This is a genomic window from Stenotrophomonas maltophilia, assembly GCF_025642255.1.
In the GTDB taxonomy this organism is placed as follows: Bacteria; Pseudomonadota; Gammaproteobacteria; order Xanthomonadales; family Xanthomonadaceae; genus Stenotrophomonas; species Stenotrophomonas maltophilia_P.
Genome location: NZ_CP106759.1, coordinates 3345621 through 3371849, shown reverse-complemented (window position 1 = coordinate 3371849; position 26229 = coordinate 3345621). Strand labels below are relative to the sequence as shown.

At 67.2% G+C, this 26229-nt stretch carries 25 protein-coding genes; 17 read left to right on the top strand and 8 right to left on the bottom strand.

From position 1 onward, the window contains the following. The first annotated feature begins 2 nt into the window (after positions 1-2). Together N8888_RS15440 and N8888_RS15435 are read left to right on the top strand one after the other, a co-directional pair. Entirely contained in the window at positions 3-2882 is a 2880-nt protein-coding gene (locus N8888_RS15440) for a TonB-dependent receptor plug domain-containing protein (RefSeq protein WP_263175667.1), read from the top strand. A 166-nt stretch (positions 2883-3048) separates the two neighbouring features. After that, positions 3049-3258: a hypothetical protein gene (locus tag N8888_RS15435; RefSeq protein ID WP_053519179.1), complete on the top strand. Its 210-nt coding sequence runs from the start codon at positions 3049-3051 to the stop codon at positions 3256-3258. A gap of 68 nt (positions 3259-3326) precedes the next feature. Here the strand turns inward: N8888_RS15435 and N8888_RS15430 are convergent, their stop codons facing one another. Both N8888_RS15430 and ppa read right to left on the bottom strand, forming a co-directional pair. Further along, positions 3327-4448 (bottom strand): HDOD domain-containing protein, encoded by a 1122-nt coding sequence (locus tag N8888_RS15430; protein ID WP_053519181.1) that lies wholly within the window; start codon positions 4446-4448, stop codon positions 3327-3329. 151 nt (positions 4449-4599) lie between these two features. Continuing rightward, complete coding sequence (ppa, locus tag N8888_RS15425; RefSeq protein ID WP_111186801.1) at positions 4600-5139, bottom strand: inorganic diphosphatase; 540 nt, start codon at positions 5137-5139, stop codon at positions 4600-4602. 187 nt (positions 5140-5326) lie between these two features. Here ppa and N8888_RS15420 point away from each other — a divergent pair, with 187 nt between their 5' ends. From N8888_RS15420 to N8888_RS15400, 5 genes are all read left to right on the top strand, one after another. Next, the gene (locus tag N8888_RS15420; RefSeq protein ID WP_111186800.1) at positions 5327-5827 is read left to right on the top strand and encodes a hypothetical protein; all 501 of its coding nucleotides are present in this window, start codon (positions 5327-5329) and stop codon (positions 5825-5827) included. Then, entirely contained in the window at positions 5827-6303 is a 477-nt protein-coding gene (locus N8888_RS15415; RefSeq protein WP_263175660.1) for a hypothetical protein, read from the top strand. Before N8888_RS15420 ends, N8888_RS15415 begins: the two co-directional genes overlap by 1 nt. Before the next feature lie 79 nt (positions 6304-6382). Next, positions 6383-6889 carry an RNA polymerase sigma factor gene (locus N8888_RS15410; RefSeq protein ID WP_053519189.1) on the top strand — a complete coding sequence of 169 codons (507 nt, stop codon included), beginning with the start codon at positions 6383-6385 and terminating at the stop codon, positions 6887-6889. A gap of 105 nt (positions 6890-6994) precedes the next feature. Then, positions 6995-7939 (top strand): FecR family protein, encoded by a 945-nt coding sequence (locus N8888_RS15405; RefSeq protein WP_263175658.1) that lies wholly within the window; start codon positions 6995-6997, stop codon positions 7937-7939. 169 nt (positions 7940-8108) lie between these two features. Then, complete coding sequence (locus N8888_RS15400) at positions 8109-11024, top strand: TonB-dependent receptor (RefSeq protein ID WP_263175656.1); 2916 nt, start codon at positions 8109-8111, stop codon at positions 11022-11024. A 67-nt stretch (positions 11025-11091) separates the two neighbouring features. On the opposite strand, the gene N8888_RS15395 is transcribed toward N8888_RS15400, so the two are convergent. Beyond that, positions 11092-11349 carry a DUF2789 domain-containing protein gene (locus N8888_RS15395; protein WP_053519195.1) on the bottom strand — a complete coding sequence of 86 codons (258 nt, stop codon included), beginning with the start codon at positions 11347-11349 and terminating at the stop codon, positions 11092-11094. A 107-nt stretch (positions 11350-11456) separates the two neighbouring features. Between N8888_RS15395 and N8888_RS15390 the strand changes: the two genes are divergently transcribed. Together N8888_RS15390 and N8888_RS15385 are read left to right on the top strand one after the other, a co-directional pair. Continuing rightward, on the top strand, positions 11457-12044 hold the full coding sequence (locus N8888_RS15390) for a biliverdin-producing heme oxygenase (protein WP_053519197.1): 588 nt from the start codon (positions 11457-11459) through the stop codon (positions 12042-12044). A 31-nt stretch (positions 12045-12075) separates the two neighbouring features. Further along, complete coding sequence (locus N8888_RS15385) at positions 12076-12507, top strand: YbaN family protein (RefSeq protein WP_065181703.1); 432 nt, start codon at positions 12076-12078, stop codon at positions 12505-12507. 49 nt (positions 12508-12556) lie between these two features. Here the strand turns inward: N8888_RS15385 and N8888_RS15380 are convergent, their stop codons facing one another. Then, positions 12557-14584 carry a sodium-translocating pyrophosphatase gene (locus tag N8888_RS15380; RefSeq protein ID WP_053519201.1) on the bottom strand — a complete coding sequence of 676 codons (2028 nt, stop codon included), beginning with the start codon at positions 14582-14584 and terminating at the stop codon, positions 12557-12559. Positions 14585-14866: 282 nt separating this feature from the next. Here N8888_RS15380 and N8888_RS15375 point away from each other — a divergent pair, with 282 nt between their 5' ends. Continuing rightward, entirely contained in the window at positions 14867-15370 is a 504-nt protein-coding gene (locus tag N8888_RS15375) for a hypothetical protein (protein ID WP_065175090.1), read from the top strand. A 119-nt stretch (positions 15371-15489) separates the two neighbouring features. On the opposite strand, the gene N8888_RS15370 is transcribed toward N8888_RS15375, so the two are convergent. Continuing rightward, a complete protein-coding gene (locus tag N8888_RS15370; RefSeq protein WP_053519206.1) occupies positions 15490-15879 on the bottom strand; it encodes a DUF488 domain-containing protein in 390 nt (129 codons plus the stop codon). A gap of 8 nt (positions 15880-15887) precedes the next feature. After that, on the bottom strand, positions 15888-17144 hold the full coding sequence (locus tag N8888_RS15365) for a 6-phosphofructokinase (RefSeq protein ID WP_053519209.1): 1257 nt from the start codon (positions 17142-17144) through the stop codon (positions 15888-15890). 135 nt (positions 17145-17279) lie between these two features. Here N8888_RS15365 and N8888_RS15360 point away from each other — a divergent pair, with 135 nt between their 5' ends. From N8888_RS15360 to N8888_RS15350, 3 genes are all read left to right on the top strand, one after another. Next, a complete protein-coding gene (locus N8888_RS15360; RefSeq protein ID WP_053519211.1) occupies positions 17280-17843 on the top strand; it encodes an adenylate kinase in 564 nt (187 codons plus the stop codon). Positions 17844-18165: 322 nt separating this feature from the next. Further along, positions 18166-19530, top strand: coding sequence for a UDP-N-acetylmuramate:L-alanyl-gamma-D-glutamyl-meso-diaminopimelate ligase (gene mpl / locus N8888_RS15355; RefSeq protein ID WP_065181702.1), 1365 nt, complete (start codon positions 18166-18168; stop codon positions 19528-19530). Then, on the top strand, positions 19527-20105 hold the full coding sequence (locus tag N8888_RS15350; protein ID WP_053519216.1) for an LON peptidase substrate-binding domain-containing protein: 579 nt from the start codon (positions 19527-19529) through the stop codon (positions 20103-20105). The genes mpl and N8888_RS15350 overlap by 4 nt, the downstream gene beginning before the upstream one ends. Before the next feature lie 85 nt (positions 20106-20190). On the opposite strand, the gene N8888_RS15345 is transcribed toward N8888_RS15350, so the two are convergent. Beyond that, positions 20191-22188 carry a bifunctional DedA family/phosphatase PAP2 family protein gene (locus N8888_RS15345; protein ID WP_065181701.1) on the bottom strand — a complete coding sequence of 666 codons (1998 nt, stop codon included), beginning with the start codon at positions 22186-22188 and terminating at the stop codon, positions 20191-20193. Between the two features lie 85 nt (positions 22189-22273). On the opposite strand from N8888_RS15345, the gene N8888_RS15340 reads away from it, so the two are divergent. Together N8888_RS15340 and N8888_RS15335 are read left to right on the top strand one after the other, a co-directional pair. Continuing rightward, positions 22274-22936: a serine/threonine-protein kinase gene (locus tag N8888_RS15340; RefSeq protein WP_262100478.1), complete on the top strand. Its 663-nt coding sequence runs from the start codon at positions 22274-22276 to the stop codon at positions 22934-22936. Positions 22937-22950: 14 nt separating this feature from the next. Beyond that, positions 22951-23439 carry a DUF2867 domain-containing protein gene (locus tag N8888_RS15335; RefSeq protein WP_430542960.1) on the top strand — a complete coding sequence of 163 codons (489 nt, stop codon included), beginning with the start codon at positions 22951-22953 and terminating at the stop codon, positions 23437-23439. A 54-nt stretch (positions 23440-23493) separates the two neighbouring features. Here the strand turns inward: N8888_RS15335 and N8888_RS15330 are convergent, their stop codons facing one another. Continuing rightward, positions 23494-24177 carry a hypothetical protein gene (locus N8888_RS15330; RefSeq protein WP_111186792.1) on the bottom strand — a complete coding sequence of 228 codons (684 nt, stop codon included), beginning with the start codon at positions 24175-24177 and terminating at the stop codon, positions 23494-23496. Positions 24178-24285: 108 nt separating this feature from the next. Between N8888_RS15330 and N8888_RS15325 the strand changes: the two genes are divergently transcribed. Further along, positions 24286-25104 (top strand): SDR family oxidoreductase, encoded by an 819-nt coding sequence (locus N8888_RS15325; RefSeq protein ID WP_053519841.1) that lies wholly within the window; start codon positions 24286-24288, stop codon positions 25102-25104. Between the two features lie 76 nt (positions 25105-25180). Further along, a complete protein-coding gene (locus N8888_RS15320; protein WP_263175643.1) occupies positions 25181-26161 on the top strand; it encodes a YiiG family protein in 981 nt (326 codons plus the stop codon). The last annotated feature ends 68 nt before the right edge of the window (positions 26162-26229 follow it).

The following is a 26229-nucleotide window of genomic DNA, read 5'->3' as shown; positions in this document are numbered from 1 at the left end:
TGATGAACGTTCGTAACCCCGCAGTGCGGTTCGGCCTGCTGCCGGCCGGCATTGCGCTGGCGCTGGCGCCCGCCTTCGCTTCCGCACAGGAAGCACCGGAAGCAAAGGGCACCACCGACCTGGACCGCATTTCGGTCACCGGCTCGCGCATCCGCGGCGCTGCCGTTGAAACCCAGCAGCCGATCGTCACCCTGAGCCGTGAGAACCTGGAAAAGCAGGGCTACACCTCGGTTGCCGACGTCCTGCAGAACCTGACCTCGGCCGGCTCCCCGGCCATCTCCCGTTCGGAGTCGCTGGCTTCGGGCGAAAACGTCGGTGGCTACTACGTCGACATCCGCAACCTGGGCGCGCAGCGCACCCTGGTGCTGATGAACGGCAAGCGCCTGGGCGCGACCACCGCCGGCTACCAGGATCTGAGCCAGATCCCGATGGCCGCCATCGAGCGCATCGAGATCCTGAAGGACGGCGCCTCGGCCATCTACGGTTCGGACGCCATCGCGGCCGTGGTCAACGTGATCACCCGCAAGCGCTTCGACGGCGCTGAAGCCAGCGTCTATGTCGGTCAGTACGGCAAGGGCGACGGCGACACCGAAACCTATTCGTTCACCCTCGGCAGCATGGGCGAGCGCGGCGGTATCACCATGTCCGCCGAGTACTCCAAGCAGGATCCGGTGTGGGCGAAGGACCGTTGGTTCAGCCGTGACGGCAACGCCGGCCCGAACTACCCGGGTTCGGGCGCCAGCCCGATCAACCAGAAGGGTGGCTTCTGCGACCCGTGCGTCACCCCGAACCTGAAGCAGGGCGAGCCGGGCTATGTCGGCCCGAGCGACCAGCGCTGGTACACCCTGCGTGATGGCGGCAACCCGGCCAACCGCGCCGACTACCGTCTGGAAACCTCCGCTGACGCCGTCAATGCCAACCAGCAGATGATGGTGCAGACCGGTATCGAGCGTAAGTCGCTGTACGTCAACGGCAACTACGACTTCACCGACGCGATCTCGTTCAACGCTGACGTGCTCTACAACGAGCGCAACACCACCCAGCAGATCGCAGGCTATCCGTACCAGTCGGCATCCTTCGACACCCCGCTGTCGGCCGACAGCGCGTTCAACCCGACCGGTGAAGACCTGACCTTCCGCCGCCGTCTGTGGGAAGTGCCGCGCACCACCGAAAGCCAGGTCAAGACCCTGCGCTTCGCCCCGAGCATCAGCGGCTTCTTCGACTTCGCCGGCAAGACCTTCGACTGGGACGTCGGCGCGCTGTGGAACCGCAACGAAACCACCAAGCGTGGTCACGGCGACATGAGCCTGATCGCATCGGAACAGGCGCTGGGCGCTTCGTTCATCGGTGCTGATGGCGTCGCCCGCTGCGGCACCAGCATGTCCGATCCGCTCGCCACCAGCGGCTGCCGTCCGTGGAACCCGCTGCTGCCGTTCGGCGTTGCCGGTGCCGGTTCGCTGGCCGACCAGGCCACCCAGGACTTCCTGTTCCCGTACTTCACCGATACCGGTCTGACCAAGACCACCAGCTTCACCGCCAACCTGTCGGGTTCGATCGTGACCCTGCCGGCCGGTGACCTGGGCTTCGCCGTGGGCGTCGAGCACCGCAAGGAAGAAGGCCGCTTCTCGCCGGATGCCTTCGCACAGTCGGGCCAGTCCACCGGCCTGGGCGCGCAGACCACCCAGGGTGAGTACTCGCTGGACGAGGTCTACCTGGAACTGAACGTGCCGGTCCTGGCGGACATGCCGTTTGCCAAGGAACTGACCCTGAATGCTGCGACCCGTTACTCGGATTACAGCAACTTCGGCGACACCCTGAACTCGAAGTTCGGCTTCACCTGGCGTCCGCTGGACGAGCTGCTGGTTCGCGGTACCTGGGCTGAGGGCTTCCGTGCTCCGACCATCGACAACCTGTACGGTGGCCTGAGCAGCAGCTTCGAGTCGTACACCGATCCGTGCGGCATCACCGCGCCGGGCTCGGTCAACGGCAACGCGGCCTGCTCGGCGGCGGGCGTCCCGGTCGGTTACACCCAGCTGGGCCAGGGCCTGATTCCGTGCACCTCGACCCCGTGTGCGACGCCGGACCAGTTCATCTCGGGTGCCAACCCGAACCTGACCCCGGAAACCTCCAAGAGCACCACCGTCGGCCTGGTCTGGAGCCCGCGCTGGGTGCAGGGCCTGGACATCTCGCTGGACTGGTACAAGTACGAAATCAGCGACATGATCATCGCTGACAGCGTCGACCGCATCCTGCGTGACTGCTACGTGCTGGGCGATGCTTCGCGTTGCGCCGCACACACCCGTGCAGGCGATGGCCACATCAACGGCATGACCTACGGCCTGGCCAACCTCGGCCAGATGGAAACCCAGGGCTACGACCTGGGCATCAAGTACCGCCTGCCGGAGCTGGCCATCGGCCAGTTCGCGATCGACTGGCAGACGAGCTACCTGGCCAAGTACGACGAGCAGGGCCAGAACGCTGACGGTGACAACATCACCATCGGCCGTGTCGGTGAGCCGGGCCTGTTCCGCGTGCGTTCGAACCTGGGCCTGACCTGGTCGAAGGGTGACTTCGGCGTGGCGTACACCGCGCGTTACTACTCGGGCATGAATGAAGCCTGCGTGGCCAACCGTCCGTGCGACGACGCCGACCGCTACCAGAACGGTGAGAAGTCGCCGCTGCGCAAGACCGGCTCCAACACCTTCCACGACCTGCAGGTCAGCTGGAAGGCACCGTGGGATGCCACCATCGCGCTGGGCGCCAACAACGTGTTCGACCACAAGGGTCCGATCATGTTCACCCAGCCGAACTCGAGCTTCGCCTACTACGGCGGCTTCGACGTGGGTCGCTTCCTGTACATGAAGTACACCCAGCGCTTCTGATCCATCGAAGTGCGATAGCAGAACGAGGAGGGCGGACCGCAAGGTCCGCCCTTTTCATTTCTGTAAGGGAATTCTGATCAGGTCGGGAAAGTGAGTGCGGTCACTGTCTGCTCTTGTCGCATTCAGCACAGTAGGTGCGTCCAATACCGGACACTGGGAGATGGATATGAAGCGCACGCTTTTCCGCCAGGTATCGGCCGCCGTCCTGATCTATGCAACGCTGGTGGGCTCGCTGTCCGCACAGAACATCATCGTCTGCGGCGGCGGTGTGTACTGCGAGCAACTCCGGCTGGAGTGCCTGGCCAAGGGCAACGCCCCGGCCCTGTGCGAGCGTCAATGGCGTCTGTGCGTGCTGGACGCCTGTCCGCAGCGCTGAGAGAGAAAAAAGGGCGCGTCCGTTGGACGCGCCCTCATGCGAGGTGACGGCAGTCGCCTGCGTGCTGCTCAGGCGTCAGTGGGTGTCAGCCCCATCAGTGCATTGGCATGCTCACGCCACTGCGGCAATCGATTGAGTACGCCTGCGCGCTGCAGGTAGTCCTCGTCAACGGGATCGCCGTTGACCAGCGCCAGCGCCACGTGCACCGCGCCGGTCACCCAGAAACTGCGGGTCGTGGCGCGTTGCGGCTGCAGGTGGAACGCCACCGCTTCGATGATCGGCATCGGCAGGCCCCACAGCCCCAGCAGGTAGGCGCCGGCTTCGGCGTGCCCGGGACGGAGGTCGCCGGCCAGCGCAGGCTCGCTGCGCTCGTTGCGGACGCCCGGCAGCAGCAGGCCGATGTCAGCCAGCAGCGCCGCGGTGGCACCCAGTTCCGCACTGGAATCGGGCAGCAGGCGGGCGGCCAGGCGCGAGGCGAGCAGGGCGCGCTGCTGCAGCGAGTTGCGTTCGGCCGCAGACAGCGTCGGTGCCGAGAACACCTCGCTTGCCAGGACCAGGTCGCGCAGGGTGGACAGGCCCAGTCGGGTGACCGCCGTGCGCAGATCGGCGATGGTGCGGCCCTGGCTGAAGAAGGCCGAGTTGGACAGCTGCAGGACTTTCGCGGCGATGGCAGGATCGGCGGCGACCAGTTTGGCCACGTCGGCGCTGTCGGTATCGTCATCGTGTTCCAGGGCCTGGGTCAGGCTCAGGTACAGGTGTGGCGGCGAAGGCAGCTTCTCGATGCGGCCGATGGCATCACGCAGGCGCGGGCTGTCCAGCACCTCGCGCAGCTCTTCCAGGCTGGTCAAGGCCTCCAGCAGCACCTCCGGCGCCAGTGGCAGCGGCAGGAAGCGGTGGGCAACGCCGATCAGGCGCGCCGGTGGTGGCCGGTTGCCGTGCTGGGCATCGACCAGGGCGATACGGATGGTTTCCGGGCGCAGTGTCCGGATCTGCCCCAGCAAGGTGGTGGCATTGAGGTCCGGCAGCTGCGGGCAGACGATCACCGCGTCCACGCCCTGCGTCGCCACTGCCGTCATCGCGGTGTGGCCGTCGGCGGCGGTCAGCGGCTGCCAGTCTTCCCCAAGATCGGCAATGAATTCGGTCAGCTCGGCCGGCAGGCTGGCTGCATCTCCAACAAGCAGAATACGCACGACACAATCCCCTGGCTGTCTCGACGCTGGATGTCGACGACGTGTGAAGTGACGCAATTTACCTAATACAGCACCCGGAGTGCTGTGCCGCGGTGTTGAAACGTGACCCGCATCGCTCCGGCAGGACACACCGGAGCGACGCGGTTCAGGATCAGGCCTTGCTGCCTTCCAGGTAGCGCGCGTGCGCTTCGATCAGGATCTGCTTGGCTTCCGCCGCGCCGCCCCAGCCGTCGAGCTTGACCCACTTGCCCTTTTCGAGGTCCTTGTAGTGCTCGAAGAAGTGGCCGATGCGCTCCAGCCAGTGGCTGGAAACCTGCTCGATGTCCTCCACGTGGGCATAGCCGCTGAAGATCTTGGCGACCGGCACGGCCAGGATCTTCTCGTCGCTGCCGGCCTCATCGCTCATCTTCAGCACGCCGACCGGGCGGCAGCGCACCACCGAGCCCGGCACCAGCGGCAGCGGCAGCACCACCAGCACGTCGGCCGGATCGCCGTCGCCGCACAGGGTGCTGGGCACGTAGCCGTAGTTGCACGGGTAGCGCATCGGGGTCGACAGGATGCGGTCGACGAAGATCGCGCCGGTTTCCTTGTCCACTTCGTACTTCACCGGCTCCGAGTCCTTCGGGATCTCGATGATGACGTTGATTTCTTCCGGCGGGTTCTTGCCGGGCGAGACGAGTTCCAGACCCATGGTCGTGCTCCAGGTGGGGATGTAGGCGGATAGCCCTCCATTTTATGCCTTTGCAGGCCGCTGTGCAGGTGGGGCGACCCCTACAGGCCGCTGCGCAGGTGGACGACCTGCGGCGCCCGCCTTGCCCGATGGGCCCGGAAGGCCGGCCGGCGCAGGCTGCTGGCTCGTTCCCTGGGAGATACCCGCCATGTCCTGGACAACCCGCTGCTGCGGCACGTTCCTGTTGTTCGCAACCCTGCCGGCGCTGGCACACGCCAGCCATGTCGACCTTGTCGACTACCCCTCGCTCCAAGCCAATCGGGACCGCTTCCACCGGTTGCAGGCGTCGCTGGTGCGCGAGTTCGACGGCATCTGCGCCGACACCTTCTGCGAAGGTGAGTACAGCAACTACCGGGTACTGACGTTCCGCTGTGCCGTGCAGGCCGACGCCGGCACCGTACGCCACTGCGCCTGGGGCATCGTGGCCAGCGAGCTGCAGGTCGAACCGGTCCGCGGCGAAGTGCAGGTGGACAATGCGCGCTGGATCTGCCCCGTCACCCTTGGGGAGGGGATTCCGGTGGAGGTGTTCCACGCGACGCTGGAGCAGGAGGAGGGCGCGTTCGAGCCCTTCCCGGGAACCGATGTGACGGTCTTCGACACACTGCCGACCTGCCTGGGGCGGCCGGGCAATGCCGGGAGGGCCGCCTGATGCGCGCGCTGAAGAGGGGTGTTCTTGCAGGCCTGATGGGGCTGGCCGGCGCGGCACACGCTGCGCCGGCCTATGTGGATGCACGCCTGTTCCCCAACCAGGCGGCTGGGTGGCAACGCTTCCTGGCGGTCGAACGGTCGCTGCGGCAGAGCTTTGACCACGTCTGCGGTGACACCTTCTGCGAAGGCGAATACAGCAATCTGCTGCCGATGCGGTTGCGCTGCTCGGTGCATGCGGCGAGCGGCGCCATCCAGAGCTGCATCTGGACCTTCGCCGGCAGCGCCACCACGGTGGCTGATGATGGACGGATCGATGTCGACCTGCGCAGTTTCGCCTGTCCACTGCCCGTGGCGACGGGAACACGGCTTGAGGACTTACTCCGTGCGCTGGAGCAGGCCGCGCCCGTCCGTGCGATCCATGTCACGCCGCCAGGCAGCCGCATTTCGATTCATGAGGGGCTGATCGGTTGCCTGTGATCCTCTCAAATGAGAACGTGACTGATTCGCATTGACGGTGTAGCATGCGCGGCGCCCTCCCGTCGTACCGGCTCCGCGCATGCCATCCAATGCCGCCACCCTCACCGAACTGCTGATCCGAGAGCGGCCGGCGCTGCTGCGCCGGGTGCAGCGCATCCTGGGGGGCGACCCGGGTGCGGAGGACGTGATCCAGGCTGTCTGGTTCAAGGCCCGCGGGGTGGGCAACGCCCCGTTGATCGACAATCCCAGGGCCTATCTGTACCGCCTGGCAGCCAACCTGGCGACCGATCATGGACGCGAGTCGACGCGCCGCAACCGCCTGTTGGCCGATCACTACCTGTGGGGACCGGACGAGGCTACGTCCACGTCCACCGAAGAGCAGGTGATGGCGCAGGATGAGCTGCAGCGTGTCCTCGATGCGGCCAGCCACCTGCCGGAGCCGACCCGCGCCATCTTCCGCCTCAATCGGCTGCAGGGCCTGACCCAGGCCGAGATCGCGCGTCGCCTTGGCGTGTCGGTCACCACCGTGGAGAACCACATCCGCGCCGCGTTGCAGCGCCTGGCCTGGGCCCGCAGCGGCCGCTGAGCGGACGCGCTTGGGGATGGGGCTGGCTCAAACGTCTTGATGGCTGGACTGTACCTGCGGTCCAGTTCCCTCTCCCCGCGCGTGAATATTCCTGTCCGCCAGCCAATGAGCCCGCCGAACACTTCTTCTTCCGCCGCCTGCGAAGACGTCGTGGCCGAACAGGCCATGCGCTGGATCGCATGGCTGGCATCGGGCGACATCACCGATGCTGGCATGTGCGAATTCGAAGAGTGGCTGGCGCAACCGGGCCATCGCCACGCCTTCGAGCAGCAGCGCACGCTGTGGCGCAGCCTCGGCCCTCGACCGACCGTCGCGTCTGCGGTGCGGCGCCGGCGCCGGCGTCAGCGGCTGCGCTGGGTGACGGCTGCCGCTGCCGCCCTGGCGATGCTGATGATCTGGCCCGAAGCGTCCCTGCGCCTGCAGGCGGACCACCGCAGCCGCCAGAGCGTCCAGCATGTGCAGTTGCCCGACGGCAGCCGTGCGGTGCTCGACGCGGACAGCGCGATCGCCGTGCACTTCGATGCGGGCACTCGGCGGGTCGATCTGCTGCGTGGCCGCGCCTGGTTCGAGGTGGTCGCCGATCCGCAGCGGCGCTTCAGCGTGGCCGCAGGCAACGGCGTGGTTGAAGACATCTCCACGGCATTCTCCGTGTCGCGGGTCGAGGAAGCGGTTGAAACCCAGGTCGGGCAGGGCAGGGTGCGCGTGGCCGCCCCGGCCGACAGTGGCTGGACCTATCTGCAGGCGGGGCAGCGTGCGCGGTACGGTTCCGCGTCCGGCGTCGTCCGCCTGAGCGATGTCGCTGCCGACAGCGTGGGTGCGTGGCGCCAGGGCGAACTGCTGCTTGAGCAGGCCAGTGTCGCCGATGCAGTGCATCTGCTTGGTCGTTATCGTGCCGGTCCGACCTTCGTGCAGGGCGACCTGTCGACCTTGCCGGCCGTGAGTGCCGCACTGCGTATCGATCGCCCCGAACAGGCCCTGGATGCACTCGCGGAGACGACGGGGCTGAGGATCACCCGCCTGCCGATGGGTGTGGTCATCGTTCACAGATGACGCCGCGTCACGCGTGGAGACGTGGTCTGCAGTGATCCCCCTTGGGGCTGTGGCGCTGCCGTTCGTCTTACTCCACGAACGTACCCGCAGCCGCCACGTACGTCGCCGTGTCCACGCGTGCCGTGGATGACGCCGCGCCTGCGGCTCCGCTTTCCTGACAGGTTTCTCCATGTTCGATTCCCCACGTCCGGGCCGCACTCCGCGCCCGTCCCGCCTGTGCGTCGCACTGCTCGCCGCCGGTATCGCCGGCGCAGTAACGCCTGCGCTGGCCCAGGATACTGCCAACCCGCAGGCAGCCGCGCAGCGCTTCGACATTCCCGCGCAGCCACTCGACAGCGCGTTGCGCAGCTACATGCGGCAGTCCGGCGTACAGGTGGTCTATCCGGCTGCGTTGGCCAGCGGCGTCACGTCGCAGGTGGTCAGCGGCCCGTTCACCGCGGACGAGGCGCTGGCAAGGCTGCTGCAGGGCAGTGGCATGGGCGTGCGCCGGGTCGGCGACGGTGCAGTGACACTGGCAGCGGCCGGCGCCCTGCAGGCGCAATCGCCGACCATCACCGGCCCGCTGCGTGTGGCCGGCGATCGCGTCGCTGAAGGCATCGGCAGCGACGAGGCGCGCCTGCTCGATAGCTATCGCAGCGTCGGCTCGACCACCACGCTGGATCGCACAACGCTGGAGCGCTTCCGTGGCACATCCAACGGCGACATCGTCAAGGGCGTGGCCGGGGTCACCGCCGGTGATCCGCGCGTGGGCAACGGTTTCGACGTGAACATCCGCGGCATCCAGGGCCAGAGCCGGGTGCCGGTCATCATCGATGGCGGGCAGTCCAGCATGGACACCTACCGAGGCTACGCCGGCCAGTCACAACGCAGCTATCTTGATCCGGACCTGATCTCCCGCCTGACCATCACCAAGGGCCCCAGCCTGCAGGCCAACGCGTCCGGCGGCATCGGAGGTGTGGTGGAGATGGAGACGCTGAACGTGGGTGACATCCTGCGCGAGGGCCGCGACGTCGGCGTCCGCGTGCGCGCTGGGTTGGCCAACGCCAGCGCCAACAGCGTGCCGGCTTACAGCGCCGTGCCCCGGACGGACCGCAGCGCCACCGGAAGCCAGTTCTTCAACGTTGCCGCCGCCGGGCACTGGGACCGCTTCGATCTGGTCGCGGCGTACGCCCACCGCGACAACGGCAACTACTTCTCCGGCAGGCACGGATACGATGACTTTCCGCAGACCCGGCGCACGCTGGCACCGTTGAATCCGCCGCGCACCGAAGTGTTCAACACCTCCTCGCGCTCGACGTCGGCCCTGCTCAAGGGCACCTGGCGCATCGACGATGCGCAGACCCTCGAAGCTGGCTATCGCCGCTATGAGGGCCGCGCCGGCGAGATCATGGCCTCGCAGATCATCCGCGTTGAGCGGGATCGCATCCCACAGTGGGATCCCGGCCACGTCGACATGGACAGCTACAGCCTGCGCTATCGCTTCGATCCAGACAGCGAACGGATCGATCTGCGCGTCAACGCCTGGTACACCGATGCTGACAGCGTGATGTACAACAGCCTGACCGGCATCACGCCGTGGTACTTCGACCGCCGTACCGAGTGGTACGACGCGCCGAGTTTCAGCGGCGATCCGGGCTACAAGGATGCCTACCGCAATCCGCTGCGACAGAAGCGCTTCGGCCTGGATGCCAGCAACACCTCGATCTTCGATACCCGTGCAGGCGTGTTCACGCTCGACTACGGCCTGTCCTACAGCGACGAGGACATCGCACCGGGCAGCTCCGCACCGATCAAGCAGGATGATCTGGTCAACAACCGTTTCCTGCGCAACGCTGAGCGCAAGGAGTACAGTGCGGTGGCGTCGCTGAAGTGGCAGCCCGACGAACACTGGGAGTTGATGGCCGGTGGCCGCTGGAACCGGGTGGACGTGCATGACCGCAATCGTCTGGCCACACCCGATGCCTATGAAGTGCAGGGACAGTACCGCTACACCGAGCTGCTGGATGGCAACCCGGCACTGCCCTCCTGGCGCGCCAAGCGCATCGCGCTGCTGAACTGGTATCCGGACGCCGATGGTGCGTTCACCCAGGCCTCGCTGTTGGCCTCGCCGTACAAGAAAGGCACGGTGGCTGACATCGGTGGCTGGAACTTCTACGACGCTGATGCACCGGAAGACCTGGAGGTGCCGGTCAGCTGGACCTGGTCGCAGCCGATCCGTCGCCGCGACAGTGCCTTCTCACCCACCGCCAGCGTGGCCTATCGCTTCAGCGAGGACACGATGGTCTACGTGAAGTACGCCGAGGGCACCAAGCTTCCGAGCCTGTTCGAGACGACACTGGGCCTGTTCACCGCTGCCAAACCCGTCGGAGAGCTGAAGCCGGAGCGCGCGCGCAGTTGGGAAATCGGTGCCAGCACCGTCCACCATGACCTGTTCACCGCCGGCGATCGCCTGGCGCTGAAGCTGGCGTACTTCGATACGCGCATCGATGACCTGATCACGCGTGACTACCGCACGCTGTCGGCCGGCCTGATCCGCAACGTCGACCAGTTCAAGGTCTCAGGCATGGAGTTCCAGTCCAGCTATGACAGCGGCAAGGTATTTGCCGACCTGTCCGCGCATTACTACTTCAAGGCCAAGACCTGCGCCCCGGACATCGCCGCCGAGCGCCGGGCGTACGGTGCACAGCGCAACAATGATGAACTGGCCAGTACGCCCAACTGCGTGGACGGTGGCTTCGAGGGTTCCTACACCAATACGCAGAACCCGCCGCGCTACATGGTGAACCTGACGGCTGGATCGCGCCTGTTCGACGAGCGCCTGACCTTCGGCACCCGGGTGATCCACAACGCCGGCCCGATCAGCAGACTGGACAAGGACTGGAATGTCGGCCTTTCGGCGATCCAGCAGCTGTACCGGCCCACCACCCTGGTGGATCTGTTCGCCAGCTGGCGCTTCAGCGACCAGCTGTCGGTGGAGGCGAATGTGGACAACGTGACGGATCGTTACTATCTCGATCCGCTCGCCCTGGGCGTGATGCCCGCCCCGGGCCGTACCGCGCGCCTTGCGTTCACCTGGAGGTACTGATTACCTGCGCAGAGCGCCTTCGGTGGGTGCGGACCTTGGTCCGCACCGCCTTGCCGCGACTGCGGGCTTACAGCCCGGTCGCTGCCTTCACCGCATCTTCGTGCAGCGACTCGTTCAATTCATCGACCACCGTGCTCCAGGCCGCATCGGCCTGCAGCGATTCGGCCAGGAACTGCCGCTGGCCATCGTTCCAGTAGGGCGCGTCGGCCACCGCCACGCCGGTAGCCAGCTGGTGGTCGCGGATGAAGCGGGCGATGCCCTCGGCGCTGGCATCCAGGCCCAGCTGCAGGAACAGGTTGGTCATGCGCGGTTCGGTGGTGATCATCATCGGTTCCCGGCGGGAAAGAGGGAGGGGCATTATCGACGCAAGCGGGCTTGGGGAAAGCCCTGCGCCACACGTCTACAGCAGGACCTCTCTCCCAGGTACCCTCCATGAACGCACATATCGCTCCTGAAGACAGCCGCAGCCTGCGCCTCAAGGCCGCCACGCGCGACAGCCACGGCGCACTGGACAAGCGCATCATGGCCGGTGACATCTTTGCCGATCTCGGCAGCTTCGCCCGCTTCCTGCGCGTGCAGTACCGCTTCCATCGCAGCATCGACCGGCTGTACGCCAGCCCGGCGCTGGAGGCATTGCTGCCGGGGCTGGCCGGGCGTCGGCGTCTGCAGCAGGTGGCAGCTGATCTGCACGACCTGGGGCAGGATCTCCCTGGCGCGGACATGGCGCCGTTGGCAGGTGACCTGCCGTTGCCGGTGGCGCTGGGGTGGCTGTACGTGGCCGAAGGCTCCAACCTGGGGGGCACGGTGCTGTACAAGATGGCCGCGCGGCTTGGCCTGGACCAAGGGTTCGGTGCCCGCCACCTGGCTGCGCACCCGGATGGCGCGGCCCGCCACTGGCGGGAATTCACCGCCGCGTTGGATGCGGTGCCCCTGAGCGCCGCGCAGGAACAGCAGGTGATCGATGCCGCCGATGCCGCGTTCCGTAGCGTGCATGGCCACGTTGAAATCGAGTTCGGCTGATGCCCGGGCTCTGCCTGCGGGCGATGCGCTGATGCGCTGGCTGTGGTTCGCGCTGGGCTGGATGATGGTCGGGCTGGGGGTGATCGGCGCGTTGCTGCCGGTGATGCCCACCACCATCTTCCTGATCCTGGCGCTGGGCTGCTTCGCGCGCAGTTCGCCACGGTTCGAGCAACGGCTGCTGGCACATCCTCGCTACGGCCCGCCGCTGCGACTGTGGCGGGAACAGGGCGCGGTGTCGCGCCGGGGCAAGGCATTGGCCAGCGCTGGCATGGCGGTGGGGTTCGCCTTGTTCTGCTGGGGCGCACACCCTTCCTGGCGGCTGCTGCTGGGCGTGGGCCTGTTCTTCGCGGTCAGCGCCGGCTATGTGCTCAGCCGGCCGGCGCCACGGCTGGAGCCGCCCCAGAGTGTCGAACGTGGCGATGTCGGCGATCCGCGCCGCTGTGGGCGTCGCTGGAATCGCTGAGTCCGCGTGAGGGGGTGGAGCCGGGCCCACGCCCGGCTCCACCGATCCGCTACAGCAGCGGCACCAGCAGCAGCGCCACGATGTTGATGATCTTGATCAGCGGATTGATCGCCGGCCCGGCCGTGTCCTTGTACGGGTCGCCGACCGTGTCGCCGGTCACCGCGGCCTTGTGCGCTTCGCTGCCCTTGCCGCCGAAGTGGCCATCCTCGATGTACTTCTTGGCGTTGTCCCAGGCACCGCCGCCGGTCGTCATCGAAATCGCCACGAACAGGCCGGTGACGATCGTGCCGATCAGCAGGCCCCCCAGTGCGCGTGGGCCCAGCAGCAGGCCGACCACCACCGGCACCACCACCGGCAGCAGCGAGGGCAGGATCATCTCGCGGATCGCAGAACGGGTCAGCATGTCCACGGCCTTGTCGTACTGCGGCTTGCCGGTGCCCTGCATGATGCCGGGGATGTCGCGGAACTGCCGGCGCACTTCCTCCACCACCGCGCCTGCGGCCCGACCCACCGCCTCCATGGCCATCGCGCCGAACAGGTACGGAATCAGGCCGCCGATCAGCAGGCCGATGATCACCGTGTGGTCACTGAGGTCGAAGCGGAACTCCTGCCCGGGGTTCGCCGCCTGCAGGTTGTGCGTGTAGTCGGCGAACAGCACCAGCGCCGCCAGCGCCGCCGAGCCGATCGCATAGCCCTTGGTCACGGCCTTGGTGGTGTTGCCTACCGCGTCAAGCGGATCGGTGATGTCCCGGATCTCCGAGGGCAGTTCGGCCATCTCCGCGATGCCGCCCGCGTTGTCGGTGATCGGTCCGTAGGCGTCGAGGGCCACGATCATGCCGGCCATCGACAGCATGGCAGTAGCGGCGATGGCGATGCCGTACAGGCCGCCCAGCGCGTAGGCGCCCCAGATCGCGGCACAGACCGCCACCACCGGCAGCGCGGTGGACTTCATCGAGATGCCGAGGCCGGCGATGATGTTGGTGCCATGTCCGGTGGTCGACGCCTGGGCGACGTGCTGCACCGGCTTGTACTGGGTACCGGTGTAGTACTCGGTGATCCAGACGATCAGGCCGGTCAGGACCAGGCCGATGAGGGCGCAGCCATACAGCGCCAATGGACCGTGCACGTTGTCGGACATCAGCCCCGTGGTGATCGGGTAGAAGGCGACCGCCGCCAGAACACCCGACACGATCACGCCCTTGTACAGGGCCCCCATGATCGAGCCACCGGGCTTCACCTTGACGAACAGCGCGCCGATGATCGATGCGATGATCGACACGCCTCCCAGCACCAGCGGATACAGCACGGCGTTGGCGCCGGCTTCGGCGAGCATCAGGCTGCCCAGCAGCATGGTTGCGATCACCGTGACCGCGTAGGTTTCGAACAGGTCGGCGGCCATGCCGGCGCAGTCACCGACGTTGTCGCCGACGTTGTCGGCGATCACCGCCGGGTTGCGCGGATCGTCTTCGGGAATGCCGGCTTCGACCTTGCCGACCAGGTCGGCGCCGACGTCGGCGCCCTTGGTGAAGATGCCGCCGCCCAGGCGCGCGAAGATCGAGATCAGGGAAGAGCCGAAGGCCAGGCCGACCAGCGCATGCAGCGCCTGGTCCATCTGCAGCCCGAGCCGCAGCAGCAGGGCGTAATAGCCGGCCACGCCCAGCAGGCCCAGGCCGACCACCAGCATGCCGGTGATCGCACCGCCACGGAACGCTACGTCCATCGCGGCGCTGATGCCGTTGCGTGCGGCTTCAGCGGTTCGCACGTTGGCGCGCACCGACACGTTCATGCCGATGTAGCCGGCAACGCCGGACAGCACCGCACCCACCGCGAAGCCGACAGCGGTGTACCAGCTCAGGAACACGCCTACGAGCACGAACAACACCGCGCCGGCGATGCCGATGGTCAGGTACTGGCGGTTCAGATAGGCGCGTGCGCCCTCCTGGATCGCGGTGGCGATCGCGACCATGCGCTCATTGCCGGTGGGTTGGCGCAGGATCCAGCGCGCCGAGACGATTCCGAACAGGATCGCGAGAATGGCGCAGCCCAGCGCCAATGACAGCCCGTGACGTTCCAGCATTAGACCCCTCCGCAGAATGGATGATGAGCATCCAGTGGCGATGAACTTCACCACGAGGGGGACGACGGGCTGCAGCCTGGAACCAACCCGTGCCGACCGTGGCGGTCGTCCGACGTATGGCGGTGTTCAGCATTCCCTGGTGGCCGCAGTATGCGTGCACATGCGCCCGGATGGTAGCGCCGTGCGTGGAAGGCGCAGCGCTTGCCCCTCCACCGACGCGCCTTTGCACCCTGTTAAGCCTTCCTCTGCAAGCCTGCGCTCAGTCCTGAAGGAGACCCTCCCATGCGTCTGTCCCTGTTGATGCTTGCCGCCCTTGTGCCGGCAATGCCTGCATCTGCCGCCGAGACCCCGGAACTGCAACGCGCGGTGGGTGCGCCGCAGGCGGTGGGAGCGGTACACACGCTGCGGCAGATTCCCGAAGCCTGTGCGCGGCTGGAGGGCGCCTTCACCGGCCAGGCTGCCGAGCCGTATCGATTCGCCGTGGTCCGTACCAGCGAGCAGTGCCAGCCGCGCGCTCGTTTTGTCGACTTCGCCAAGGCGCAGCCCGCTGTCGACAAGGGCTGGAAGCTCAATGACGTGATCCGCGTGCCCAGCGCGACGTGCCCGGCACAGCAGGCGGTGGTGCGGGTGTGGCGTCTGCCGGTCGACAACCGCCAGGCGCTGGACGGCCAGGGGCAGTCGCGCATCTATCTGGAAGAAGCAAAGAAGCAGGCCGCCGCCGGCAAGATTCCGCAGGTGACGATGTTCGCCGCGCAGCTGCAGGTGGAAGGCAAGGCCTGCAACTGACGCCGTCCGGCAGGGCGAAGCCACGCAGGGCGTGGATGTACTTCGGCGCGCACCGGTAGCGTCGGGCCATGCCCGGCGGAGAACCCGGTAGTGCCGGCCGCTGGCCGGCACCCCTGCCATCACTCGGCCAGCTTCGCACCGCGGGCCACCAGCAGGTCACGCAGTGCCGAACGATGGCAGTGCGCCTCATCCTCGCAGTAGCACCCCACGCTGATGTCGGTGTGCTGCGACAGCGCGGCCAGCAGATCCAGCGCGTGGGCTGCGTCGGGCGCCTTCATCTCGGCACGGTAGCTGCGGAAGAAGGCATTCCAGTCGGCCGCGGTGGTCGCCCCGCGAGCCTGTTTCACCCGTTCCGCGCTGGGCGACAACGTCGGGAACCAGACGTCGTACCAGTCCTGGCGGGCGAACTCGCTGCGTGGCACGCCGCGCGGCGGGCGGCGTACGGTGCCGATGCGCAGGCCTTCGCCCGGAACGCGCGGAGAACCGAGGCGGACGATCCGCAGGGCCATGATCGCAGTCAGACCTCGAAGGCCGGCAGCGTCTTCTTCACTGCCACGTTCTTCAGCGTCACATACTTCGGCAGGCCATCGGCGCCGTACGGCAGTGGCGCTTCGCCCTTGATCAGCGGTGACAGATAGGCGCGCGCCCGGGCAGTGATGCCGAAGCCGTCGCGCCGGATGAAGCCGGCCGGCATCTTCTTCTCGTGGTTGGCGATCTTCGACAGCGGCGCGGACTCGATCTTCCAGCGGTACGGTGCGTCGCTGCTGCGCACGATCACCGGCATCACCCCGTTCTGGCCCTTCAATGCCAGTTGCACGGCCGCCTTGCCCACGGCCTGCGCCTGGTCCCAGTCGGTGCGGCTGGCGATGTGACGTGCCGAGCGCTGCAGGTAATCGGGCAGGGCCCAGTGCACCTTCAGCCCCAACTGGTCCTTGACCCGGCCAGCGAGGTGCGCGGCGACGCCGCCCAGCTGCGAATGACCGAATGAATCCTTGCTGCCGCCGGCATCGGCGACGAAGCGGCCATCCGCCGTGGCGATGCCCTCGGAGGCCACGACCACGCAGTACCCGACCCGTTCGACCACCGCCTTGACCTTGGCCAGGAAGGCCGCCTCGTCATAGGCACGTTCGGGCAGCAGGATGATGTGCGGGGCCTCATCGTCGCCATTGCCGGCCAGGCCTGCGGCAGCGGCCAGCCACCCGGCATGGCGGCCCATCGCTTCGTAGATGAAGACGCGGGTGGAGGTCTCGGCCATCGCCGCGACATCCAGCGCCGCCTCGCGCACCGACACCGCGGTGTACTTGGCCGCCGAGCCGAAGCCGGGGCAGGTATCGGTAACAGCCAGGTCGTTGTCGATGGTCTTCGGCACGCCGATGCAGGTCAGGTCGTAGCCGGAGGCCTTGGCCAGCTGCGAGACCTTCAGCGCGGTATCGGCCGAGTCGTTGCCGCCGTTGTAGAGGAACCAGCGCACGTCGTGCGCGCGCAGGACCTGCAGCAGACGTTCGTAGCGCGCACGGTCGGCATCGAGCGACTTCAGCTTGAAGCGGCACGAACCGAAGGCACCGCCCGGTGTATGGGCGAGGGCGCGGATGGCCGCCGCACTCTCCCTGCTGGTATCGATCAGCTCTTCGCGCAGGGCGCCCAGGATGCCGTTGCGGGCCGCCAGGACCTTGATGCCCTTGGCCCGGGCCTGTTCGATCACCGCCGCAGCGGTGGCGTTGATGACCGCGGTGACACCACCGGACTGGGCATAGAGGAGGGTACCGTTGCGCATGCTTCTACCTGCTCAGGGGAGGGACATTGCAGGGACATTACCCGGATGCGGTAAAGTGGCGCTATTGCGGTGCAGCGATACCGGACCGTCCGGGACGCGAACCTTCTTTGTTTTCAACACGTTGGAGTCAGGTCAATGCGATTGGTTCTGTTGGGACCGCCCGGTTCGGGCAAGGGGACACAGGCGACGCGCCTGAAGGACAAGCTGGGCATCGCCCACATCTCGACCGGTGACATGCTGCGTGCGGAGATCGCTGCGGGCTCGGAGCTGGGCAAGCAGGCGAAAGCGGTGATGGATGCCGGCAACCTGGTATCGGACGAGATCCTGCTGGGCATGCTTGAGTCGCGGCTGGCCCAGGCGGATGTCGCCAAGGGCTTCATCCTGGATGGCTACCCGCGCAACGTGGCGCAGGCCAATGCGCTGGACGGCCTGCTGGCCAAGATCGGTCAGCCGCTGGATGCGGTGGTGCAGCTGGATGTGGCCACCGAACTGCTGGTCGAACGCATCGCCGGCCGCGCCAAGGAGCAGGGCCGCGCCGACGACAATCCCGAATCGGTGCGCCAGCGCCTGCAGGTCTACAACGACCAGACCGCGCCGGTGGTGGATTTCTATGCAGGCCGGGGCACCCTGGCCCGCGTCGATGGCGTCGGCGAGCTCGACGAGATCGAAGCCCGCATCCTGGCCGCGATCAAGGCCTGAACCAGGCGCGCGGCCGGCTGCGGTCGGCATGCAGAACACAGGCCTGGTCCTTGCGGACCAGGCCTGTGTCGTTTTCATAGGTGCCAGCGGAGGGCTTGCTCAGGGCCCCGCAGCATGAGCTCCCTTGGGGATGGCCTCTTGGGGAGTAGGACCGGTTCGGGTACTGCGGCTGGCAATCCGAATTGTGTCCGGGTTCACAGAACATCGCTATCGGGAATTCCCTGACAGGTGGCTGGAGTTTTCTCACATCGGGTGTAGGACTTGTCTGACCCCATTACGGACATTGGCCCTATACAGCCGTGATCGGTCACAATCCTCGCTCATGAGCAGCGTACATATCCTTGCAATCGCCGGCACCTTCATGGGTGGCGTGGCCGCCCTGGCGCGGGAACTGGGCCATACGGTCAGCGGCAGTGACCAGGCCATCTATCCGCCGATGTCGACCCAGCTGGAGCAGCTGGGCATCACCCTGGACCAGGGCTACCGGGTCGACAGCGTGCCGGCGGGCACCGACCAGGTGGTGATCGGCAACGCGCTCTCGCGTGGCAACCCGGCCGTGGAGGCGGTGCTCGACGCCGGCCAGCGCTACAGCTCCGGCGCGCAGTGGCTGTCCGAGCAGGTGCTGCCGGGCCGCGACACGCTGGCTGTGGCCGGCACCCACGGCAAGACCACCACCACGACCATCCTCACCTGGCTGCTGGAGAATGCCGGTCGCGCACCGGGTTTCCTGATCGGCGGCGTGGCCGAGGATTTCGGCGTTTCCGCCCGCCTCGGTCAGGGCCGTGAGTTCGTGGTGGAAGCCGATGAGTACGACACCGCCTTCTTCGACAAGCGCAGCAAGTTCGTCCACTACCGGCCGCTGGTCGCCATCCTCAACAATCTCGAATACGACCACGCCGACATCTTCCCGGACGTGGCCGCGATCCAGCGCCAGTTCCACCATCTGGTGCGCACCGTGCCGGCGCGCGGCCGTCTGATCGTCAACGGCGAGGACGTGCACCTGGCCGAAGTGCTGGCAATGGGCTGCTGGACGCCGGTCGAGCGTTTCGGATTCGATCCGGCGCTGGAATGGCATGCCGAACTGCTGGCCGCCGATGGCAGCGCCTTCCGCGTGCACCACCACGGGCAAGCGCTGGGCGATGTGCAATGGTCGCTGCTGGGGCGGCACAACGTGCTCAATGGCCTCGCTGCGCTGGCCGCTGCCCATGCGGTGGGCGTGGCACCGGCCGAGGTGATCCCGGCGCTGGCGCGCTTCCGCAGCGTCAAGCGGCGCATGGAAGTGATCGGCAGCCACGACGGCATCACCGTCTACGACGACTTCGCGCACCATCCCACCGCGATCGCCACCACCCTCGAGGGCCTGCGCGCCAAGGTGGGCGATGCACGCATCGTGGTGGCGATGGAACCGCGCAGCAATTCGATGCGGCTGGGCGCACATGCACACGCGCTTGCGCCCTCGCTGGCGCTGGCCGACGAGGTGGTGTTCCTGCATCGTCCCGAGCTGGCCTGGGACGCAGCGTCGGTGATCGCAGCGGTGCGCGGCCACGCGCACGCGGTACCCGATACCGACGCATTGCTGGCACAGCTGCAGGAGCGCGTGCACCGCGGTGACCACGTGGTGTTCATGTCCAATGGTGGCTTCGACGGCGCGCCGCGCCGATTCCTTGCAGCACTGCAGGCGCGATGAGCACGGACGCGTCACTGCCCCTGTTCCCGCTGCACAGCACCCTGCTGCCTGGCGCGGCGATCGGCCTGCGCGTGTTCGAGCGCCGCTATCTGGACCTGATCCGCGACAGCGGCCGCAGTGCGGAGGGATTCGGCGTCTGCCTGATCCTTGATGGCCAGGAGGTCGGTGCGCCGGCAACGCCGGCCGCCTACGGTGTGCAGGTACGCATCGAGGACTTCGATGTCGGCGCCGACGGCGTGCTGCAGCTGCGCCTGCGCGGTACCCGCCGCTTCCATGTCGAGCGCACCCGGGTGCGCGACAACGGCCTGGTGGTGGCCGATGTGCGCTGGTGCGAAGAAGACCCGGATGACGAGCTGCGTCCACAGCATGCGCTGCTGGCCACCGTGCTGGGTCACATCATCGAGCAGGCCGGCGAAGCCTACGCTCCGGCCAACCCTGCGTTGCTGGACCAGGCAAGCTGGGTCGGCTGGCGCCTGGCCGAGCTGCTGCCGTTGAGCGAACAGCAGCGCCTGCAACTGCTGCAGATGGACGACCCGCATCAGCGCCTGCAGCAGCTGCTGGGCTGGATGCCGTAAAGAATCATCCCGCGCGGTAGCGCCGGGCCATGCCCGGCGGCATCCGGAACCCGCGCGGTAGCGCCGGGCCACGCCCGGCGGCTCCTCATGGTGCGACGGTCTTCAACCGCAGTACCGGCAACCCGGTTTCGCCGTGCACATCCTCGCGTTGCGGCAGGTCCTGCACGGCGTCCTTCACCGCGTTCAAGGCTGGGTCCACGCCGCGAAGCGGATGCCACATGCCGATCCACTGGAAGTGGCGCTCGTAGCGCAGGGTCTGTGCGCTGCCCAGCCACAGTGGCGTGTCGCCCGGCTGCAGCTGCACGGCGGCCGGCCACAGGCGCAGCACGTAGCGCTCGTCCGGACGCGCCCCCTGGCGCACCATCAGCAATGCTTCCACGCGCGTGTCCAGCGTTGCCGGCAAGACCGGCAGCTGCTCCGCACCGGTGTCCTTGTCCAGCATCAGCAATGCTTCCTGCCAACCGGCCTGCTCCTGCAGCGTCCAGCCACGTGCCTCCAGCTGTGCCTGCAACGGGGCCAGGGGACCGGCGACCTGCACATCGAGCGGCCAGCGCTGGTCATCGTCGAACTCGTTGCGGCGCGCCGGCAGCGCGGACCAGTCGTGCTGCCACCACGCCTGCATATCCATCGCCTGCGCGGCGGGCAGGGACGGCTCGAAACGTTCCAGCTTCACCGCGATGTTGCGCGGCGCATACCACATCGCGGCAACGGCGAAGACGCCGTAGAAAAGCCAGGCGACCGGTTTGACCCAGAACGACCGGTTGAACCGGCGGCGGTAAGCAATGCCCAGCACCAGCAGCCAGAACGTGCCGAACAGCATGCCGCCGATCACATCGCTCAGCCAGTGTGCGCCCAGATACAGGCGCGAGAAGCCGATCAGGCTGACCACGATGCCCGATACGAGGTACGGCCAGACGCGGGTGCGGCCGGGCATCTCGCGCGCGATCAGGACCGCGAAGAAGCCGAAGGTGATGGTGGCCATGGTCACCGATACCGACGGGAAGCCGAAGCCGCTGCTGGCGTCGACCGGGCGGACCACATCCACGGTCGCGCCGAGCAGCAGCGTCAGGGCCAGGCCGAAGGCGAGCGCGGCCAGCCAGTGCGCCGCAGCCATCCAGCGCCGGCGCCAGATCAGGTAGCCCATCGCCGCGGCGGTGGCCGGCAGCAGTACCGGCCATGCGCCGAGCGAGGCCAGCGCCGCCATCGGGTAGTCGGCCAGCGGGTTGCGCAGCGCCAGCATGGCCTGGTGCACCAGCAGATCGACCGCAAGCGGTTCACCGTGCGCAACCACCAGGGTGAGCAGTGCGAACCAGCCCCAGCCGAGCAGCAGCAGCATCAGTGCCAGCATCGCCAACGGCACCGACTCGCGCCGCTTCGGGTCGAGCACGCCGACCGTGTAACGGCCCAGAGTCGGATGGCGGTTGGACCAGTCGAGCAGGCGCGACAGCCAATGATCCATGCGCGCGGCGGACCAGCGGTAGCCGTACAGCACGATGGCCCAGACCAGGCTGAGGATCACCGCGAGCAGGCCGACCACCACCACCAGGCGACCTGCCACGGCCGCGACCGCGTCATAGGCTTCGCCCAGGATCCAGCCTGGCGCCAGGAACAGCACGGCCCAGGAAATGCTGGCGATGCCGCTGGCCTGCATGTAGCGGCTGGCGGGCATGTTCATCATGCCGGCGATGGCGGGGACGAACGGCCGGATCGCGCCGACGTAGCGGGCCACCAGAATGCTCTTGAAGGCATTGCGGCGGAACAGGTTCTCGCCACGGTCCAGCAGTTGCGGGTAGCGGCTGAACGGCCACACGCCGCGCAGGCGATCGCCCCAGCGGCGGCCGATCCAGTAGCTGATGCCGTCGCCCGCGAACGCACCCAGCGCTGCCGCAGCGACCGCGTACGGCCCGGAGATCTGGCCAAGGCCGATGAACACGCCCACGGCGAACAGCAGGGGCAGTGCGGGCACGATGGCGCCGAGAATGATGACCGCATCGCAGAACGCGATCAGAAAAATGACCGCGCCCGCCAGCACGGGATGAGCGGCAATCCACGCGAGGGTGGCGTCGATCCATGAAGAGTCCATTGCCCGATTATAAAGGCGTGAAGGTGACTGGTTCCCAGCCGCTTGCCGACCGTTTGCCACCGTCGGCATCGCCTAGAATGGCGCCATGCCGCATTCGCCAGACGTCCCACCACATGCATTGAAGGCCGACAGCTTCGGCCGCATCCTTCGTATGGAGGGCCCCGACGGGCCGTTCGTGCGCCGCGATCTGGGGGCGACGCCGTTGTGGCTGCGCCTGCCGGCGTGGTGGCTGGCGCGGCGCGAAGCACGCGCGCTGCGTCATATCCACGGCATGGCCGATGTCCCGCAGCTGATCGATTGGGATGGCCGCCACCTGGATCGCAGTTTCATGGCCGGCGATGCCATGTACCAGCGCCCGCCGCGCGGCGACCTCGCCTGGTTCCGCGCCGCGCGGCGCCTGCTGCAGCAGTTGCACCGGCGCGGCGTCGCCCACAACGACCTGGCCAAGGAGGCCAACTGGCTGGTCACCGAGGATGGTCGTCCGGCGCTGATCGACTTCCAGCTGGCGGTGATCGGCAATCCGCGCTCGCGCTGGATGCGCCTGCTGGCCCGCGAGGACCTGCGCCATCTGCTCAAGCACAAACGCATGTATTGCCGCGAGTCATTGACGCCGGTGGAGAAGCGCGTGCTCAAGCGCACGTCGTGGGTACGCGAACTGTGGTTCGCCACCGGCAAGCCGGTTTACCGCTTCGTCACACGGCGCATCCTGCACTGGGAAGACAACGAAGGGCAGGGGCCGAAGCCGTGAGACGGTGGAACGTAGTGACCACGCTGCCGACCGCGGCCAGCGTCCTGCATCCGCAGCTGGCGGGTGCGGGTTTCGTGCATGCCTGCCGCGTCGCCACCCATCGACAGGGGCGCAGTGCACTGCAGGCCTATCGCGACATGGCAGCGACGGTCCCCGCGTGGTTTGACGGGCTGATGGCGCTGCGCAACCAGGGCATGCGCCTGCTCGGGATGAAGGATCTGGGTTCGCTGCGTGCGGTGCAGGCTGCGCAGCATCCGAGTCCCGGGCAGCGGCTCGGTATTTTCACCCTGCAGTCGCTGCACGATGATGCCATCGTGCTGGAGGATGACGACCGGCACCTGCACGTGCAGCTGGCGCTGCAGTGGCAGGGTGACACGCTGGAAGTGGCGACGGTGGTGCATACGCACAACGCGTTCGGGCGCCTGTACATGCTGCCGGTGGACCCGATGCACCGGCTGATCGTGCCGCATCTGCTGCGCAGGCAGGTACGCGCGTACGGGTAGGCCGGGCCCGGCGGCACCCGGCGGCACCCGGCGGCACCCGGCGCCACCGGAGCGCTAGGGCGTTGCCGGCACCAGCTGCTGGCCAATGAAGTTCCGCTTGGCATCGAAGTCATAGCCGATCTGCAGCTGCCCCACATCCGGGCAGGCATGGCAGTCGCGCAGCGGCGTGCGGTACAGCAGGCGGATGCCGCCGCCTTCCAGTGGTGCGGTGCCTGCGGCCTGCGCCGGTGCGAACGGCGTCGCCTGCGGGTTGGCCTTCAGCACTGCCTGCACAGTCGGGTCGGCGCGCAGCGCATCGTCCAGCTGCACCGCATCGACATCGATGCGCTTGCCGCCTGCATCCACCAGGCGCGTGCCTTGGTTGGTGTTGGCGCGGAAGGGATATTCAACCGTGGCCACGCCCAGTCCGTCATGCTCATGCCACGCGCTGACATAGGCCAGTTCGCCGCCGGTGGAAAGCTGCTCGGCGGCCGTGATTGCATCCGAGCTGGCGCCGCCGCTGCGCATCGCATCGCGCAGGCAGTCGCGCGTCGCCGCATCGCCTCCCTGACGGCAGGCGTTGAGATCGCCGTCCCACACCACCGCCTCGCTCCAGCGCATCCGGCCATCGGTCGCTGCCTTCTCCGCGCTGGGGGTGTCCGTGGCGACAGGTTCCTTGCCGGGCTCGGGCGAGCTGCCCTGGCAGGCGGTCATCAGGGCGAGTGCGAGGGCAGGCAGCAGCAGACGGGAACGGCGCATGGCGTGGACCTCGTGCGTTGACTGGAGGCCCGAGTATCGTCAAGACCGGGTGAACTCCGCGTCGGCGCGGCATACTAGCCGCTCATTGCATACGCTGGAGTCTGGAACGTGGGCAGTCTGCAGGGCAAGACCCTTTTCATCACCGGTGCCTCGCGTGGCATCGGCCTGGCGATCGCGCTGCGTGCCGCGCGCGATGGTGCCAACGTGGCCATCGCGGCCAAGTCGTCGGTGCCGAACCCGAAGTTGCCGGGCACCATCCACAGCGCTGCCGATGCGGTGAATGCGGCCGGCGGCCAGGGCCTGGCGTTGAAATGCGACATCCGCGAGGAAGAGCAGGTGCAGGCGGCCGTCGCCGCTACGGTCGATACCTTCGGTGGCATCGACATCCTGGTCAACAATGCCAGCGCGATCTGGCTGCGCGGCACGCTGGAGACACCGATGAAGCGCTTCGACCTGATGCAGCAGGTCAATGCGCGTGGCAGTTTCCTGTGCGCACAGGCCTGCCTGCCGTACCTGCGGCAGGCCCCGAATCCACACATCCTTACCCTGGCGCCGCCGCCGAGCCTGGAACCGAAGTGGTGGGGTGCGCATACCGGCTACACGCTGGCGAAGATGGGCATGAGCTTCGTCACCCTCGGTCTTGCCGCCGAGTTCGGGCCGCAGGGCGTGGCGGTCAATGCGCTGTGGCCGCGCACGGTGATCGCCACCGACGCCATCAACATGATCCCCGGCGTTGACGCGGCGGGATGCCGCACGCCGCAGATCATGGCCGATGCCGCGCATGCAGTGCTGGTACGCGAAGCCGCGGGTTTCCACGGCCAGTTCCTGATCGATGACGAGGTGCTGGCACAGGCCGGCATCACCGACCTGTCCGGCTACGCGGTGGATCCGTCGCGGCCGCTGCTGCCGGATCTGTTCCTCGACTGATCCGATGCGAGTGTCATGATCGGCCAACTGCGATAGAATTCGCGGCTGTAATCGTTTTCAACAAGGATGTGCGTAGATGTTCCGTCGTACCACTGCAGCGCTGCTCGCTGCGTCGTTGTCGCTTGCCCTGGTCGCCTGTGGTGGCAAGCCGCCCGCCTCGTCCGGCACGTCCGACAAGGCCGATGCCGCGCCTACGCAGGATGCCCAGCAGCAGCTGACCGCCAAGCTCAACGCCTATATCGGCTGCTTCAACGCGGTCGATTCCGAGGTGCATGGCAGCGCCCGCGCCTACACGGGCTGGATCAAGGATCTGGAGGCCGGTCCGAGCGGACGCGAGACCCGTGTGTACGGACCAAGCGAGATCGACGACTACGACATGAAGCAGTGCGACGCACCGATCACCGAGGCGATCGCGGCCCAGCCCGCGCTGCCGGAACTCGATGCGGCGGCTGGCCGCTACCTGCAGGCGCTTAAGGCACTGGTGCCGGTCAGCCATGAGGCACACGACTACTACGAGCGCCAGGATTATGAGGACGACCAGTTCGCCAAGGGCAAGCAGCTGCACGCGCCGCTGATGGCGGCGTTCAAGGCCTTCGCCGGCGCCAGCGAAACGTTCAACGTTGAACTGGAACGCCAGAACGATGCTGCCCAGCGCGAGCACCTCAAGGCGCTGGAACAGGCCGAGGGCCGCACCCGCGAGTACTACCGGCTGGCGATGATGCTGGAAGCGAAAGCGATCATGGACCTGATGGGCGACGACGATTTCGATCCGGCGCAGGCCGATGAACGGCTGCAGGCCTTCAATCGCATTTCCGACGAAGCACATGCCAAGGTGGCCGATCAGGAGCCGGGCAAGCTGGACTGGAACAGCTTCGAGCGCGAAGCCGAGAACTTCCGTCGCGAGGGCAAGGAGCGCCTGCAGCGGGTCAGCAGCAAGACCCCGTACAACGACTTCGAGCGGCGCATGCTGGATTCGCCGTCGATGGCCCCGCGGGGTTCGGCCGGGCGACTGCTGCATGTCTACAACGCGCTGGTGTTCCAGAGCAACCGGCAGTAGATCCGGGTGACAGCCCAGTGTGCCGACGCACTGGTCAGTGCCAGCAATCAGATGCGCTGAGGCGGGAG